General features: G+C 55.6%; 12 protein-coding genes. 8 read left to right on the top strand and 4 right to left on the bottom strand.

The genetic code is table 11. The features are described 5' to 3' along the window. The first annotated feature begins 84 nt into the window (after positions 1 to 84). From Q8W22_RS03950 to Q8W22_RS03930, 5 genes are all read left to right on the top strand, one after another. Positions 85 to 2,634, top strand: coding sequence for a cache domain-containing protein (locus Q8W22_RS03950; RefSeq protein WP_305451666.1), 2,550 nt, complete (start codon positions 85 to 87; stop codon positions 2,632 to 2,634). Further along, entirely contained in the window at positions 2,631 to 3,377 is a 747-nt protein-coding gene (locus tag Q8W22_RS03945; protein WP_305414004.1) for a response regulator transcription factor, read from the top strand. Before Q8W22_RS03950 ends, Q8W22_RS03945 begins: the two co-directional genes overlap by 4 nt. A 145-nt stretch (positions 3,378 to 3,522) precedes the next feature. Next, the gene (locus Q8W22_RS03940) at positions 3,523 to 4,221 is read left to right on the top strand and encodes a TetR/AcrR family transcriptional regulator (protein WP_305451665.1); all 699 of its coding nucleotides are present in this window, start codon (positions 3,523 to 3,525) and stop codon (positions 4,219 to 4,221) included. 10 nt (positions 4,222 to 4,231) lie between these two features. After that, positions 4,232 to 5,677: an efflux RND transporter periplasmic adaptor subunit gene (locus Q8W22_RS03935; protein ID WP_305451664.1), complete on the top strand. Its 1,446-nt coding sequence runs from the start codon at positions 4,232 to 4,234 to the stop codon at positions 5,675 to 5,677. A gap of 3 nt (positions 5,678 to 5,680) precedes the next feature. Further along, entirely contained in the window at positions 5,681 to 8,869 is a 3,189-nt protein-coding gene (locus Q8W22_RS03930) for an efflux RND transporter permease subunit (RefSeq protein ID WP_305451663.1), read from the top strand. Between the two features lie 49 nt (positions 8,870 to 8,918). Here the strand turns inward: Q8W22_RS03930 and Q8W22_RS03925 are convergent, their stop codons facing one another. Together Q8W22_RS03925 and Q8W22_RS03920 are read right to left on the bottom strand one after the other, a co-directional pair. Further along, entirely contained in the window at positions 8,919 to 9,551 is a 633-nt protein-coding gene (locus Q8W22_RS03925) for a YigZ family protein (protein WP_303431869.1), read from the bottom strand. 372 nt (positions 9,552 to 9,923) lie between these two features. Beyond that, positions 9,924 to 11,066 (bottom strand): porin, encoded by a 1,143-nt coding sequence (locus tag Q8W22_RS03920; protein WP_305451662.1) that lies wholly within the window; start codon positions 11,064 to 11,066, stop codon positions 9,924 to 9,926. A gap of 131 nt (positions 11,067 to 11,197) precedes the next feature. Between Q8W22_RS03920 and modA the strand changes: the two genes are divergently transcribed. Then, entirely contained in the window at positions 11,198 to 12,025 is an 828-nt protein-coding gene (gene modA, locus Q8W22_RS03915) for a molybdate ABC transporter substrate-binding protein (protein ID WP_305451661.1), read from the top strand. A 79-nt stretch (positions 12,026 to 12,104) separates the two neighbouring features. On the opposite strand, the gene Q8W22_RS03910 is transcribed toward modA, so the two are convergent. Both Q8W22_RS03910 and Q8W22_RS03905 read right to left on the bottom strand, forming a co-directional pair. After that, a complete protein-coding gene (locus tag Q8W22_RS03910; RefSeq protein WP_303431866.1) occupies positions 12,105 to 12,923 on the bottom strand; it encodes a TOBE domain-containing protein in 819 nt (272 codons plus the stop codon). 193 nt (positions 12,924 to 13,116) lie between these two features. Continuing rightward, positions 13,117 to 13,848: a division plane positioning ATPase MipZ gene (locus Q8W22_RS03905; protein WP_303431865.1), complete on the bottom strand. Its 732-nt coding sequence runs from the start codon at positions 13,846 to 13,848 to the stop codon at positions 13,117 to 13,119. A 164-nt stretch (positions 13,849 to 14,012) separates the two neighbouring features. Here Q8W22_RS03905 and Q8W22_RS03900 point away from each other — a divergent pair, with 164 nt between their 5' ends. Both Q8W22_RS03900 and Q8W22_RS03895 read left to right on the top strand, forming a co-directional pair. Next, on the top strand, positions 14,013 to 14,831 hold the full coding sequence (locus Q8W22_RS03900; protein ID WP_305451660.1) for a TatD family hydrolase: 819 nt from the start codon (positions 14,013 to 14,015) through the stop codon (positions 14,829 to 14,831). A 279-nt stretch (positions 14,832 to 15,110) separates the two neighbouring features. Then, a complete protein-coding gene (locus tag Q8W22_RS03895) occupies positions 15,111 to 15,437 on the top strand; it encodes a hypothetical protein (protein WP_303431863.1) in 327 nt (108 codons plus the stop codon). Positions 15,438 to 15,480 lie beyond the last annotated feature (43 nt).

Here is a 15,480-nt window from a genome sequence, read left to right as displayed (position 1 = left end):
AGCGCCGTTTATCCCGTATTGATCATTGACGGCTTGTGCCGCTCTCTGCATCAATAGAGGCTTTTGCCACGGTTATCTTTTTTTATGTCCTCCTCCACGGTTCATGCCACCTCCCAGCCGGTGATAAAGGCGCACAAGGCCCGCCTGGCGCGTCAGCTGTCGCTGATCATTCGTGGCATTCTGCTTGTGGTGTTTGTTTTTGTGTATTTCTATACCGTTCCGACAATCAAACAGCAGGTATTTGAAATAGAGCGTAATTCATCACGATTGGCACTGAATAACGTATTTGAAATTGCCGACCAGATGTATACCGGTGTCGAAGAATATCGGCAGCAGGCGCTGGACAACCACAAAGAACAACTGACGCTGGTCGTTGATTTGGCCGAGAATTTTTTACAATCCCATTTCCAGGAAGCCGCTAAACAAGGTATCCCGCTGGAACAGGCGCGACAAACAGCCTTTGCTTATCTGCGTGATTTTACCTTTGGCAATCAGGATTATATCTGGGTGGTGGATCATGATATCCAGGTTTTATCCCACCCGGATGAACGCTTTCAATACGATGGCGAGCAGCAGGAAGATGATCCCCCTCAAAACATTCTGACCCGGGTTGTCAGGCAAGCCATGCAAGACGGCGAAGGCTATTACTATTATAAATGGTCCCGTATTGCCGGTGATGACGAGCTCGACAAGGTATCGTTTGTCCGGGACTACCCCGAATGGGGGTTTGTGATTGGCTCCGGGGTTTACCTCAACGATATCGAAATCGAAGTGCGCCAGCGTCGCCAGCAAGCCCTGATGGAGCTGCGCAATGCATTACAAGAAATCAAGGTCGCCAAAACCGGCTATATGTACGTCTTTGATTCCAACGGCCATATGCTGATTCACCCCAACGACAACCTCGATGGCGTTACCTTCACCACCCTGCAAAACCCGCTCAGCCAGCAACCGATCTATCAGGAACTGATGGCGGTGGCCGACACCGGCAACGAGTTGACCTATCGCTGGGACAAACTCGACGACCCCGACAACTACGCCTACGACAAGCTCTCGCTGGTGCGCTACATCGAAGGGTTCGACTGGTATATCTGCTCCTCAGTTTACCTCGACGAGCTGCAAAGCAGTGCTGATTTGCTCAGCGCGCGCATCATGATTCTGGCGGGCCTGACCATGTTGGCCACCCTGCTGATCTCCAATTTTCTGGTCAACCGCATTACCCGCCCTCTGGAACAGCTCGCCAGCACCGCACTCAACGTGCAACGTGGCGACTTGTCGGCCCGCACCGGAATTCAGCGCGATGATGAAGTCGGTATCCTCGCTTCCAGTATCGATGCCATGGTGCAACGGCTGCGACACAATATCGAAACCCTCGACGCCCAGGTCAAACAGCGCACCGAAGAACTGCTCGCCACCAACGCCCGGGTGCAGCGTATGAGCGCCGTTGGTCAACTGTCCGGCGGGCTGGCCCACGACTTCAACAATCTGTTGTCGATCATTGTTGGCAACCTGATCGTCGCCCGAGAGCATTACAGCGCCAGCAACCCGGAGCTGGACAAACTGCTCAGCCCGGCCGAACGCGCCGCCCGCCGGGGAGCCGATATCACCCATCGCCTGCTTGCCTTCTCGCGCCGCCAGCCGTTACAGCCAGAAACCGTCTCGATCAATACCATGATGACCGAGGTGCTGGAGCTGCTGCACAGCGCCTTCAGCGGCCCCTACCGATTACACTACCGGCCACAACAACCGCCTCTGCAAGCCTGGATCAACGTCGACCCCGGCCACCTTGAAAACGCACTGGTCAATCTTGGCCTCAATGCCCGCGATGCCATGCACGATGGCGGCACCCTGACCTACAGCTGGAAACTGCGCGATATCCGCCAACCCATCGAACAGCAGTTCGACGAGATCGTGGCCCCCGGACGTTATATTGAAATCGGCGTCGCCGACACCGGCACCGGTTTCAGCCAGTCTGCTCTCGAACAGGCGTTCGAACCCTTTTTCAGCACCAAGGAAGGCAGCAACAATTCCGGACTGGGGTTATCGATGGTCTATGGTTTCGTCAAGCAGTCATTCGGGTATATTCAACTGCACAACCGCCCCCAGGGCGGTGCCATGATACGCCTGTTACTGCCCGCCAGTGACGCACCAGCCAACCCGGAGCTGAACGATAACGACAGTGACAACAGGCCCAAACTGTCTCCAGGAGGACTGTATTTGCTGGTTGAAGACAACCCCGACGTCCGGGCCGTCATTCGCAAACAACTGGTCGACCTCGGCCAACACGTGGTTGAAGCCGCCGACGGTAACGAAGCCCAGACCTTGCTGGACGACCTGCTGGCTAGCGGTGCCAATCCACTGACCGGAATGGTTAGCGACATCATGATTCCCGGCACCATGAATGGCCGCAAACTGGCCGCAACGTTACGCCGCCGCGCCCCTGAAGCCGTAATCCTGCTGGTCAGTGGTTACACCGATGATCCGGCCCAACAAGACCAGGGCCACGATGCCATTGACCAGCAAGACCCCATGCTGGTGCTATTACGCAAACCGTTTGACCGCCAACAACTGGGGCAAGCGCTGGAGCGTGCCAGCACCCGCATCCGTCTACATCGTCAACACAGGAGTTTACCGTGAGCCAACAGGCGCTGATTTACCTCGTCGAGGATGACGCCGACATCACCGAACTGGTCAGAGGCGAACTGAACCGCTATGGCCACCAGGTACGCTGCTTTCGCACCGGAGCCCAGCTCACCAATGCGCTGCGCCAGCAACCACCTCGGGTGTGTATTGTTGACCTCGGCTTGCCAGACATCGATGGCCTGGAGCTGGTACGCCACCTCACCACCCGTGAAGACGTCGGCGTCATCATTATCTCCGGCCGCGACAGCCTGCCCGACCGGGTACTGGGGCTGGAACTGGGTGCCGACGATTACATCAGCAAACCCTTTGACCCCCGCGAACTGGTCGCCCGTACCAACAGCATCGTCCGGCGACTGGAAAAAAACGCCCGCCTGCAAACCAGCACCTTCGGCCCCGACAAGGACTCACCCTCCGTTGCCTGTTTTGCCAACTGGCAGCTGGATTGCGCCACCCTGACCTTACGAAAGGACAACGGCACAGAATTTGTCCTCAGCGCCGGAGAAATGGACCTACTGGTGCGCCTGCTGAAATACCCACGCCAGATTCTCAGCCGTGACCAACTGCTCAAACACCACGACGAAGCTTTCGACCGCAGCATCGACGTGCGTATGTCGCGCATCCGCAAAAAGATTGAAGACGATCCCAAATCCCCACGTCTGATCAAAACCATTTACGGCATGGGCTATATGCTCACCAGCGATGTGCAATGGCAAAACGGAATCCACGGCGGGAACTAAAGCGTTCATGCCGGCGGCCCTAAGATAACAACACCAGCACAGACACAGACAGTCCCTGCGCTGGCGATCCGCATGTACAGCTTGCCTTTCTTCTCTTTCCGCTATAATTTAACTAATCAACTGATCAGCTATATGGATAATGGCCATGTCCAGGCGCGGACGACCTATCGACCCCGAAAAACAGCAACGGACCCGGCTGGCGTTAAAAAATGCCGCTCGTGTCTTGCTGGAAAATCGTTCTTATCACTCACTGACAATCCGCGATATTGCCACTCAGGCCGACACTCAGTCGGCTATGGTGAGTTATTATTTTGGTGGCAAGGATGGCTTGTTCCGCGCGCTGATCGACGACAGCAGTGTTATGCGCCAAGAGCAAGTAGATACCCTGATTGCCACGTTACCGGCCGATCCGGCTGCAGCCTTGCATCATCTGGTCTCTGGTCTGCTCGAGCTGATGTGCCTGGAGCCATGGCTGATCCGACTGGTTCAGGACGATATTTTTAATCAGGATTCGCAACTGCGAGAGCACTTCATGCAGCACATACCCATGAAGCTGGGCGCCAACCTGAAGCAGCTGCTGGCACAGCTGCAACAGCAGGGTCTGCTGCGAGCGGATCTGGATATCGCCTGGGCAACCACCAACCTGATCAGCCTGATCATCTTCCCGATTGTGGCAGAACCGGTATTCAGCCAGACAACCGGCGTCGATCGCCAGACCCTGCATTCGGCGAGCTGGAAAGACCATATCTCCCGCTTGCTGCTGTCCGGTTTTGCCACTGACGCCACCCAACTTCCGGCCAGCCAACCGGACTCACCATCCTGTTCCACCACGGTATCACTGTGAGGATCTGCCCATGCCATCGATCTGGTTAAAGCGTCCATTTATACTGCCCATCATGGCGCTATCGGGAGTCGCTGCGCTGGTGATTGGCGCACAACTGAAACAGCCACCGCAGCAGGACAGCCACCAACGGCCCGGTGTCGCCGCTCACGTGATGGTGGCACATGCCGCTCCCATAATCCCTCGGGTAGTCGGCCATGGCGTGGTACACCCCACGGTACAATTATCTCTGGTTGCAGAGGTCGCCGGGCGGATTGTCTGGCGCCATCCTCAATTGGATCATGGCGCGCTGCTGGATGCCGGTACCGAACTGTTACGACTGGACGCTACCGACTACCAGCTGGCGGCCCGTCAGGCACAAGCCAATATTGCCTCGGCAAACGCCCAGATCGCACAACTGGAAATCAACGCCAGCAGCCTGCAGCACAGCCAGACATTAATGGAGCAGCGCCTGGCATCAACACGCAAGGAGCTGTTGCGCAAACAGGCCTTGTTGCAACAGGGTGCATTGCCTCAATCCCAGCTGGATGCGGAACAGCGCGCCGTCTTGCAAGCAGAGCAGGAGCTGGTCTCGTTACAGCAACAACTGGCTATTTTGCCCGCCCAGCGTGATGTGCTTCTGGCGCAACAACAGATTGCCAACAGCCAGGCCCAGCAACAGCAACGTAATATCGATCGTACAACACTGGTGTTGCCAGTCGCCGCCCGGATTGCCAATACCGCACCGGAAGTCGGACAGTTTGCAGCCGTTGGCCAACCCTTGATCGAGGCCCAGGGCATTGATTCGGTAGACATTGAGGCCCGCTTTACGCTCAGTCAGCTGCGACCATTTATGCAGACTCTGGCCCGGCAAGCGGAAAACCACCCCGAACCACTTGCTGCAGGAACCGATCCAGCCTCCGTATCAACACCGGCATCAACACCGGCATCAACACCGACAACCCAGGCCATCAACCGGTTAATTACTCTGGGGCAGCTGTCGGCACAAGTCGAATTGCCGATACTGGATGACAGCGGTACGCCACAGGTCTGGCAAGGTCAGGTGGTGACGTTTCGGGAAGGTATCGACCCACAAACCCGTACACTGGCCATTCTGGTACGTATCCCCAACCCGTATCGCGATGTAGTGCCCGGGCAGCGACCGCCCTTGATTACCGGATTAAACGCCCGTGTCACGCTGCAGGCCCACGAGGTCGAAGCGATTGCCATTCCCTCTACCGCTATCCATGCCTTCAGTAATGAACAAGGCAGTGACAACAGCACCGTGGTGTATCTGCTGGATGATCAGCAGCGCCTGCAGGTTCAGGCCGTCACACCGCTGATGAGCATGGCGAACCAGACGCTTCTGGCCGCTGATGCCTTGCCGCCACACAGTCAGGTAATTTTGTCCGATGTGGTACCAGCGGTGGCAGGGACCTTGATTACTCCGGTGGCCACAGGCGCGGCAGAGGGACACTGAATCATGGCGACACCTTCCTCTTCCGGCAGCCAAACAGCCAATACCAGCACAGCCAACACCTCCAGGTCGGTCAATTCACTGACCGGATTTTTTGCACATCACCCAACCGCAGCCAACCTGCTGATGGCCGGTTTTCTGATCCTGGGGTTAATCAGTCTGCCGCAATTACAACGCCAGACGTTTCCCGATACCCAGGCCTACGAAATCCGCGTCACAGTGCCATATCCGGGGGCGACTCCGGACGACGTTGAATCCGGTATCTGCCTCCCGTTAGAGGACGCGATGGACAGCATTGCCTACGCTGAAGAAATCCGTTGCGATGCTCGCGATAACGTCGGCCAAATGACGTTAAAAATGCAAAGTCAGGGAGATTTTGACGATTTTCTTGATGATATTCGCGCTGCGGTTGACGGGATCAGCAATTTCCCGGACGACGCTGAAACCGCCACCATTCTGGAATTGGGCCGGACATCTCCCGTCGTCACCGTAGCGCTAAGCGCCGACTTGCCCACCACTCAACTCAAGGATCTGGCCAAACAGATTCAAAGCCGAATGCAGCAAGACGCGGCGATTCCACTGGTCACTCTGGAGGGTTTCAGCGAACGCCAGCTACGCGTCAGTATTCGCACCGACACCTTGCGCCGTTACCAGCTCAGTCTGGACCAGCTGGCCGCAATCCTGCAAAAACAGAATCTCGATCTCCCCCTCGGGACCTTTGTTGCCCAGCCCACTGCCAGCACAGACTCGGCAAACCATTATGCGCGGGAATACAGCTTGCGCCTCAACGACCAGCAAACCGACGTTCAGGCACTGGGCAATCTGGTTATCATCAGTAACCCGGATGGGGCTGAAATCCGTCTGCGCGATCTGGCGACCATCACCGACACCTTTGAAGACAACGATCATCAAGTGATTTTTGATGGCCAGCGGGCGGCTCTGTTGCGAGTCGCCAAAAACAGTACCGATGACAGCCTGCGGGTGCTCGACGCCGTCGAAGCCTTTATCGACCGTGAAACCCCCTACTTGCCTGCTGGCAGCCACTTTGTGCTAACCCAGAACTTCACCGATATTGTCAAGGACCGGCTGTCGATGCTGATCAACAATGCCTGGCAAGGGTTACTGCTGGTTTTTCTGACGCTGATGCTGTTTTTTGGTTTCCGCTATACCTTCTGGGTAGTGATGGGCCTGCCGGTAAGTTTTCTCGCCAGTTTTTTTCTGATGCTGCAGTTTGGCATATCAATCAATATGATGAGCATGGTGGCGTTATTGCTGGCGCTGGGCATTCTGATGGACGATGCCATCGTTATTGCCGAAAGCATCGCCGAGCAACGCCAGCGTGGTCTGTCGCCACTGGATGCCGTTGTAACCGGCACCCGGCGCGTCGCCCGAGGCGTCTTGTCATCCTTCCTGACCACCGTCATGGTGTTTGGTGCACTGATAGGACTCGAAGGCCAACTGGGACAGGTATTTCGCGTTGTGCCCATTGTGCTGATTGTGGTGCTCAGCATCAGCCTGATTGAAGCCTTCCTGATTTTGCCACATCACCTGCGTCATACCATGGAACATGAAGCCGGCTCAGGCAGTGGTGCCCAGGGTAACTTTCAAAAACAGGTTAACCGCCGCTTTGAACAGTGGAAACACGCACTTGGCTCACAACTCGAAATCGCCATTCGTTACCGTTACCTGACGGTTGGTATCACCATCGCCGTATTTTTGCTGTGCATCAGCATGCTGGTATCCGGCGCCCTCAAGTTTAATGCCCTGCCAGAAATGGACGGCGATGTACTTGAAGCCCGTGTGATTCTTGCCGCCGGGACACCGCTAGCCCAGACAATGGCAACCATGACAGAAGTGGAAGCAGCATTGCAGCGAGCGGTGCACACGCTGGACCAGCAAGAATCATCAACTCTGATACGCCACACTAACATCCGTTATAGCCAAAATGCCGACGCCTTTGAACAAGGCCCGCATCTGGCTACGCTCTCAGTGGATTTACTCACCGCCGAAGCTCGCCATACCAGTCTGGATACCCTCACTGAACACTGGCAAGCCGAGTTGCCGGCCCTGCCGCAACAAGTAACCCTGTCGATCACCGAACCGGCTCTTGGCCCGGCTGGGCGCGCCATCGAACTTCATCTCAGCGGGGTTGACCGCAACAGCCTGCAGCAGGCTTCACGGCAATTGCAGTACTGGCTGGCCCAGTATCACGGCGTCTTTAATGTGTTTGATGACTCACGACCGGGCAAGCCGGAGCTTATGATCCAGCTGAAACCCGAAGCCAGAGCCCTGGGGCTGGACGGGCACACCATTGCCAGCCAGTTGCGCACAGCCTACTCCGGCCTGGAGGTCACCTCCCTGTATCGCGGTGGCGATGAGCTGCAGGTCGTTGTGCAACTGGATAACCGCCACGATACCCTGGCCGACCTGGCGGACTACCCGCTGGTCAACCCCGCCACTGGGCAGATTATTCCCCTCGCCAGCGTAGCGACACTCAGCCAGCAACGGCATATCTCCCGTATTCACCGCATCAACCACCAGCCGACCATCACCCTGTTTGCATCACTCAACAAGCTCAAGGCCAATACCGGTGAAGTCGTGAACGATACCTTGCAGCACATGCTGCCTCAGCTGCAGGCAGAATATCCCGGCCTGCAGCTGTCTGTTCAGGGTGAGCTGCAACGCAGTGCTGTTACCCAGGACTCCCTCAAAACAGGATTATTGCTGGGACTGTGCGGCGTTTTTATTCTGTTGAGTCTGCAGTTTCGCAGCTATATCGAACCTCTGATCGTGATGGTCTCGATTCCCATGGCGCTGATTGGTGTCATCATCGGGCACCTGCTGATGGGGCATGACCTGTCGATGCCAAGTATGGTGGGGTTTGTCTCACTGGCGGGGATTGTGGTGAACAACGCCATTTTACTGGTCGAATTTGTCAAGCAACACGTCCGGGACGGCATGGATCTGCACGCCGCCGCCCGACAAGCCAGTCAGGATCGGTTACGCGCCATTCTGCTAACCACCAGCACCACCGTTGCCGGAACACTGCCACTGTTGTTCGAAACCAGCCTGCAGGCCCAGGTACTGATTCCACTGATTATCAGTGTGACTTTCGGCTTGCTGATTGCCACCTTTCTGGTGCTGGTGCTTTTACCCTGTCTGTATACGATTCTGGAGGATATACGGACTCGCTAGAAACCCATTCAGGGTATACGCCTCGAAGACAGTCAGCCGCTATGAATGCTTATTCATTCTCATTCTGGATAGGCTCAACCACCCTGACCGCGCCGCCACTCTGATTGGTCAAAGCCATTACAAACGCCTCCCGGTCACTATCGGCGACCAGCAGTGCCATACAGACCCGAGCCTGAAAGTCGCAATGTTCAATGGTAGTGCTGTATTGATCCAGCAAATGCCTGACAACGGCTTCCATTGGGTAGTCGTATTCCAGCGTCAGGCGGGTTTGCGGTACCCGTTGCTCGGTTGCCAGTGCTTCCAGCCCCTGCAACACGGCCTCCGAATAAGCCCGCTGCAGCCCACCGGTACCCAGCTTGATGCCGCCAAAATACCGCACGACAGCAACAACAATTTCTCCCAGGCCACTGTGTTGCAAGACTTTCAGCATTGGACGGCCAGCGGTACCGCTCGGCTCACCGTCATCACTCATCGACATCACGGTGGTATCCGGTGCTCCAGCGATATAGGCCCAACACACATGACGCGCCTGGGGGTGCAATTGACGCACCGAGCGGATAAACGCCTCCGCTGCGGCCCGGTCACTGGCTTGCCCGACAAAGGTTATAAACTGGCTGCGCTTGATTTCCAGCTCAGAGATATGGGGCGTTGGGGTAACAGGGACAGCATATACGGAGGTCATAACAGAACTTATAGGCAAGGAAAACGAGGAAATTCTGACGCCTAATGGCGTCAGTGTCGACGAGCAAGTCGCAGTTTCCTCAAGGGGACATATATTTAATCCGGTGCTCACTCTGGGCTACCGGATGGTTTCGAATCACGAAGCCGACTTGCAGGCCTGACAGGTCAAGTCAAACGTCGGCGACACCGAGTCGAGATCATCCGGCAGCCCCCCGAAGGGCGCGGGTTACCGCCGTCCAGTGCGGTGTTGACGAATTTGAAAAGGACTCGTCATTTCGCTGCATTCGTCGCCTTGCCCTGAACAACGGCAACACTCGCGCAGAGCCGTGCAGGATTAAGTAGATGTCCCCTCAAGTATTGCCCGTTCCAGAGCCTAGAACGACAGCATCAACCCGGCAGAGACTGCTTGTGGCGACCGGCCTGGCAAGGTGGCCAGCTCATCACCGTGGGTACCGTCAACCCCCTGGAAGCTGGCATTATCTTCGTTATTGGTGCGGGTATAAACGGCGTAGGTTTTGATTTTTTTGGACAGTTTGCGTTCGACACCCAGCGATAACATCAAGGCACCTGTATCTTCGCTATGACGATAGCTGCCTGCTTTCATGACACTGCCAAGCCAGGTCAGCTGGCCGGATTTCCAGGCGCTCTGCAGTGCCCAGGCCTGACGGTCGAGAACGGTGACGCCGTGGTCGTCGGGCTGGTAACGCAGGTTTTCCATCAAGCCTTGCAGGGTCCATTGCTCGCTCCGATAACGCGCCAGAAAACGCCAGCTGTCCGAGTCACCACTGGCCGAACCAATCGCCAGCTGCTGCCAGTGCTCCGTCGCGGCGGCCAGGGTCCAGTGCGCAGACGACCAGTCTGCCCGAGCACCCAGGTAGAGCCGCTGATTGTTATCGACGTAGCCAGATGACTTCACCGCATCCGGTGAATACTGCACCGCCAGTTTCATCAAACCACTCGCCAGCGGTGCCTGCCAGCGGCCCATCAACATGTTTTCGACCCGCAGGTCCAGCACATTGCCCGTACCGGAACCGGCCCCCAGGATGGCCCCCCGATCAGCAACCGTATGCTTGAGCAGGCTGTAATCCAGCGCAATGCCCTTTACCAGGCTGTCGTGACGGCCTGCAAGCAACTCGCCCTTGCGTTTTTTATCCTCAGACCAACGCAGCCCCAGGTAAGTATTACGTGTCGCCCAGGTATTACTGCTGCTGCCATCCGGGGTAAGGTTCTGTTCAATCTGATAAAAGCCCGTCAGCCCATCGAGCTCAGTGGCTATTTCGCCTTTCAGGCCAATTTTTGAAGAGTTGAACGACAGGCTGACATCCCCCGACGACAGTTTGTCAGTATTGCTGGCAGAGGCTTCAGCCGCGGATACATCGGAATCGAGATAATCCAGCGAGGCATGCAGACTGCCATAAAAATTAATGGAAGGATCTTTGGATGCCATCGCCGTTACAGTCCATGTGGTACCAAGCAACATAACGCCGGCGGTGAAATACTGGCTTTTTTTCTTCATTTTACATCGTCCTGAATGTCAATTAGTGAGGGTAGAGCGATTTGCAGGCCGGTTTTTCCGGTTGCCTCATCCGCTATATAAGCTAATATACAGCGGACTTAATAACCATATTTTTTATAGGGGTATTTGGCATGATTGCTAAACGGACAGCTTTTTCAACACTCCTCAAGCCGGGTAATGCCCAGCCTGAGAGCCACCCGCAGCGGGCTTGGATCATCCGCCGCTCCGCCCTGATGCTGGCCCTGACGCTGGGGCTGTCGACCGTGCAGGCCGACACGGTATCGGTGGCGGTGGCAGCCAACTTCACAGCACCCATGAAGCAAATCGCGGCAGATTTTGAGAAAAAGACCGGCCATGTCACCCAGTTGTCATTCGGTTCATCCGGCAAGTTTGTGGCGCAAATCAAGAATGGTGCGCCTTTTGAGGTGTTTTTGTCCGCCGACCAGCAAAAACCGGTTGTACTGGAAAAAGCCGGTATCAGCGTTGCGAACAGCCGCTTCAGTTATGCACTTGGACGTTTGGCGCTGTGGACCATAAAACCGGATACCGACCCCCTCGCCACCCTGCACAGTGGCAAGTTCAACAAACTGGCAATCGCCAATCCACGCCTGGCGCCGTATGGACTGGCAGCCACCCAGGTGCTTGAAGAACAAGGCCTGACCCAGAAAGTCAAAAGCAAATTGGTGCAAGGGGATAACATTGCCCAGACGTGGCAATTTGCCAGCACAGGTAATGCCGATCTCGGCTTTGTCGCGCTGTCTCAGATCAGTTACAAAGGCAACATAAAGGAAGGAAAGGCATGGGTCGTACCGCTCAAGCAACACGACCCGATTCGCCAGGATGCAGTGCTGCTGCAGAAAGGCGCAAACAACCAGGCAGCAAAAGAGTTATTGCAGTATCTGCAATCCAAGCCGGCCCATGTGATTATTCGCCAATACGGCTATGAGATTCCGCAATAAAGCCCGGCAATAACAGGTACCGACACAACCAGCACAGACCAACCTCGGCAACCGGCTTGCCGAGGCCAGCCACCGGCTTTCAGACATCGACCACCAGCACGACGCTGCTGGCTTCAAACAACGCACAAGCTGGTTGTTGTTGCTGCAATGCCAGTGCGTCGAGGCTGTGATTGGAAATCACCGCGCTGATGGTTTTGCCATCCGCCAAGGCCAGCACTACATCGGCATTGACTGCGCCTCGGGTAATGCGGGCCACGGTGCCCACCAACTTGTTACTGGTACTGAGTTGAATATCCAGGTCATTCGACAACATCACTGCCGGAGCCTTGATCAAGGCCACCAGCGTTTGGCCCGGGGTAATCTCCAGGCTACTGAAACTTTCGGCGGTAATTTGCGCCGTCACCAGATGATCTGAGGTAATCCGCAGCAAGACATCGCTGTTGACAGCACCAGGAACCACCGCTTCCACGACGCCCCGGAACTGGTTACGGGCACTGGTTTTTAACTGCCCGGCTCGTAGCAAGTCGCTGATATCGTCAGTGACATCCCCCAGCGACTGAACCCGCTGACGGATACGCTGCAAGAAGATTTCGTGTGCTTCCTGCAAGATCAAAAAACCGGCTAACATGCGTTCGCCATAATCGGTCAATACCGTACCGCCCCCTCGCGCTCCCCCGGCCGCTCGTGCCACCAGAGGCTGATCAGCCATATTGTTCATGGTATCAATACGATCCCAGGCGGTTTTATAACTGACGCCCACCTGTTTGCCCGCAGCCGAAATGGAACCGGTGTCGGCAATGGCCTGCAACAGCTCGACCTGTTCACGGGCAAAGGGACGTTCCTGCCCCTGCATCCAGATGCTGCCCTGCAAGGACGCCGACTGCAGCGGATTTGCCACAGCGCTCGCTGGCTGATCGGAGGTTTTATCAGAAGATTGATCGGGGGATTTCATAGGCGGGATACTATCGGGTAAGGGATTACACGTTATGCAAGACAGTAACATCCGGCGAAGCCATCACCAGAGTCAGCATGCGGGACAGAAGGATGTCCCGCTGCAATCAAATCGCTCGGTCCGAGCGTTTGATAATGTCTTACTCTGAAATGGGCACGGCGTTGGAATTGGTTACATTCGCAAACACGGTATCAAACTCGGCATACGCCTTGCGCATCCAGACCTTGGTGCGCTGACGTTCCATCAGGCTCAGGCTGGCACCGGAGGCATCGCTCTGGTTCACAGCGGCCCAGAAGGACATTTCACGCTTGTTGATCTTGAACATGGTGGGGGCATGCAAGGCTGGCAAGGTCATGCTGATAATACGCGCCAGATCATCCTCTTCGTTCAGGGCTGGCAGTGCTTCCACATCACGGAATACCGTTCCCCGGCCTTCATTCTTGACCACCACACAGTTCATGTAGTACTTGTACTTATCGAGAAATTTTTCCAGCAACTCCAGAGAATCCGGGCTATCGTCCACCACATTCCAGAAGACGATTGGAATATTCATCTCTTCACACATATCCAGCACGCCGTTATCGTCAATCCAGCGATCCAGAAAACGCTGGCTCTGGGCGGGCAAATCCACCACGACCTGTTGATCGGCTTCCAGCGCACACTCCATGATGGCATCGGTACTTTCAAACTGATCCAGCGTCAGAGCCTGAGTAAATTCCTTGTAATAACGAGTTGTCGTGGCGTGTGACTGGTCGGCATCCAGACCGGCGTAATGCAGCCCCTTGTCCAGACAATATTGAGATAATAAACGGGCAACGACGGATTTTCCGACACCGCCTTTCTCGCCACCGACAAAGTGAATCATGCTCATGATGAGTTCCTTACAAAAAATGGGTCAGAGCTAACATTTATACCACAGTCGGGCTGTCACACAGCAGACTGGCCATCCGGTTGGCCACATTTCTATAATGTCGCCTTCATTCCTTGATCTGCCCCGGCGACTCCCGGTTGCAGTCAGTCTAACCGGACGAATCCATGAGCAAGAAAAACCGCCGCGCTGTGCCCGAATATCACCGCCCGATTATCGAAACACATTTTCATCTCGACTACCTCAAAGAGGCACCGGCAGACACTATTCTGGCGGAAGCCCGCGCCATTGGGGTTGAACGTTTTATGACAATCAGCGTTCAGCCCGACAATATGCCAACGGCGCTGGCACTGGCGCTGGCCCACGATGATGTCTACGCCACTCTGGGGGTTCACCCTCACGAAGCCGCCTTGTTTGATGACGCCACCGTCTCCTATATGCGTGACCACGCAGCCAATCACAAAGTGGTTGCCGTTGGCGAAATTGGCCTGGACTATTACTACGACCACTGTGACCGCAGCGTGCAACGCCAGGTATTTTGCCGTCAACTGGAACTGGCGATCGAGTTCGACCAACCCGTTGTTATCCATACACGGGAAGCCGATGCCGACAGCATGGCCATTCTGCAGGAGTACGCCCCGCAGATGCGCCGCAAAGGCGTGATTCACAGCTTCACCTCCGGGCTTGAGCTGGGCCAGCTGGCAGTGGAGCTGGGTTTTAATCTCGGCATCAATGGCATTGTCACTTTTAACAAGGCGGTTAATGTTCGCGAAGTGGTCGCCGCCACCCCGCTTGAGCGGCTGCTGCTCGAAACCGATTCGCCTTATCTGACTCCCATGCCGTACCGAGGGATCGAGAACGCTCCCAAATATCTGCCCTTCGTTGCCGAAAAAATTGCCGACGTCAAAGGCCTGCCTGTCGAAACCGTGCTGGGGCAAACCTGGCAGAATGCCATGGCGACGTTCTTTCCAGCAGAATTGAGCTAACCCTCTGCCCAAGTAATAAACTGACCCAGCAAATATCTGCGGGTCAGTCTTGTCGAGCCGTCGCTATTGGCACATGATAACCAACGGCGACTCCAACTATGTATCCCGACGACAGAGTGGCCGCTGGCATACGTTTCCATCGTGTGGCTGACAGCGTTGTTTTATCAATAGCGCGGTATAAACCTGACAGTCACTCCACAATCCCATCATGAAGACATTGAACTGTGGTGCACCCTCTGGCACTCTGGTTCGTTAATTGCCCACGTGCAAGAGCTAGACATGAAACGACCCACCAAAAAGGAAATACGCCAGCAGCTGAACGACGAGGTTGAACAGTATCTGCAAAAAGGCGGAGAGGTCAGCGAAGTGGTTCGCGGAGCGACGGGACTACAAAACGGGCGCTATGACGAACGCAGCATGGCTTTCGAAAAACCCAAAGAAGAACGCACTCCGGTACCCGAGGTCATGCAGGCCATCGACCAGCGCCGGGATTCCCAGCGCAAGCCTGGCCGGTCAGTAACCGCCACCAGCCAACCCCGTCGACGATTACGTAAAAAGATCATTTACGATGATTTTGGCGAACCATTACGTATTATCTGGGAATAACGGCCTTACTCCCCAACGTCCCGGATTCCAGTCTCTTCACGGA

It is taken from the genome of Oceanobacter sp. 1_MG-2023, assembly GCF_030689025.1.
Classification (GTDB): Bacteria; Pseudomonadota; Gammaproteobacteria; order Pseudomonadales; family Oceanobacteraceae; genus Oceanobacter.
This window is presented reverse-complemented; position numbering and strand designations above follow the sequence as displayed.

What these genes read in the sequence shown, in the direction of transcription:
- Q8W22_RS03905 (WP_303431865.1), bottom strand. Translation starts at nt 13,848, where the DNA reads ATGAGCATGATTCACTTTGTCGGTGGCGAGAAAGGCGGTGTCGGAAAA.
- Q8W22_RS03895 (WP_303431863.1), top strand. Translation starts at nt 15,111, where the DNA reads ATGAAACGACCCACCAAAAAGGAAATACGCCAGCAGCTGAACGACGAG.
- Q8W22_RS03925 (WP_303431869.1), bottom strand. Translation starts at nt 9,551, where the DNA reads ATGACCTCCGTATATGCTGTCCCTGTTACCCCAACGCCCCATATCTCT.
- Q8W22_RS03930 (WP_305451663.1), top strand. Translation starts at nt 5,681, where the DNA reads ATGGCGACACCTTCCTCTTCCGGCAGCCAAACAGCCAATACCAGCACA.
- Q8W22_RS03950 (WP_305451666.1), top strand. Translation starts at nt 85, where the DNA reads ATGTCCTCCTCCACGGTTCATGCCACCTCCCAGCCGGTGATAAAGGCG.
- Q8W22_RS03920 (WP_305451662.1), bottom strand. Translation starts at nt 11,066, where the DNA reads ATGAAGAAAAAAAGCCAGTATTTCACCGCCGGCGTTATGTTGCTTGGT.
- Q8W22_RS03900 (WP_305451660.1), top strand. Translation starts at nt 14,013, where the DNA reads ATGAGCAAGAAAAACCGCCGCGCTGTGCCCGAATATCACCGCCCGATT.
- Q8W22_RS03940 (WP_305451665.1), top strand. Translation starts at nt 3,523, where the DNA reads ATGTCCAGGCGCGGACGACCTATCGACCCCGAAAAACAGCAACGGACC.
- Q8W22_RS03935 (WP_305451664.1), top strand. Translation starts at nt 4,232, where the DNA reads ATGCCATCGATCTGGTTAAAGCGTCCATTTATACTGCCCATCATGGCG.
- modA (WP_305451661.1), top strand. Translation starts at nt 11,198, where the DNA reads ATGATTGCTAAACGGACAGCTTTTTCAACACTCCTCAAGCCGGGTAAT.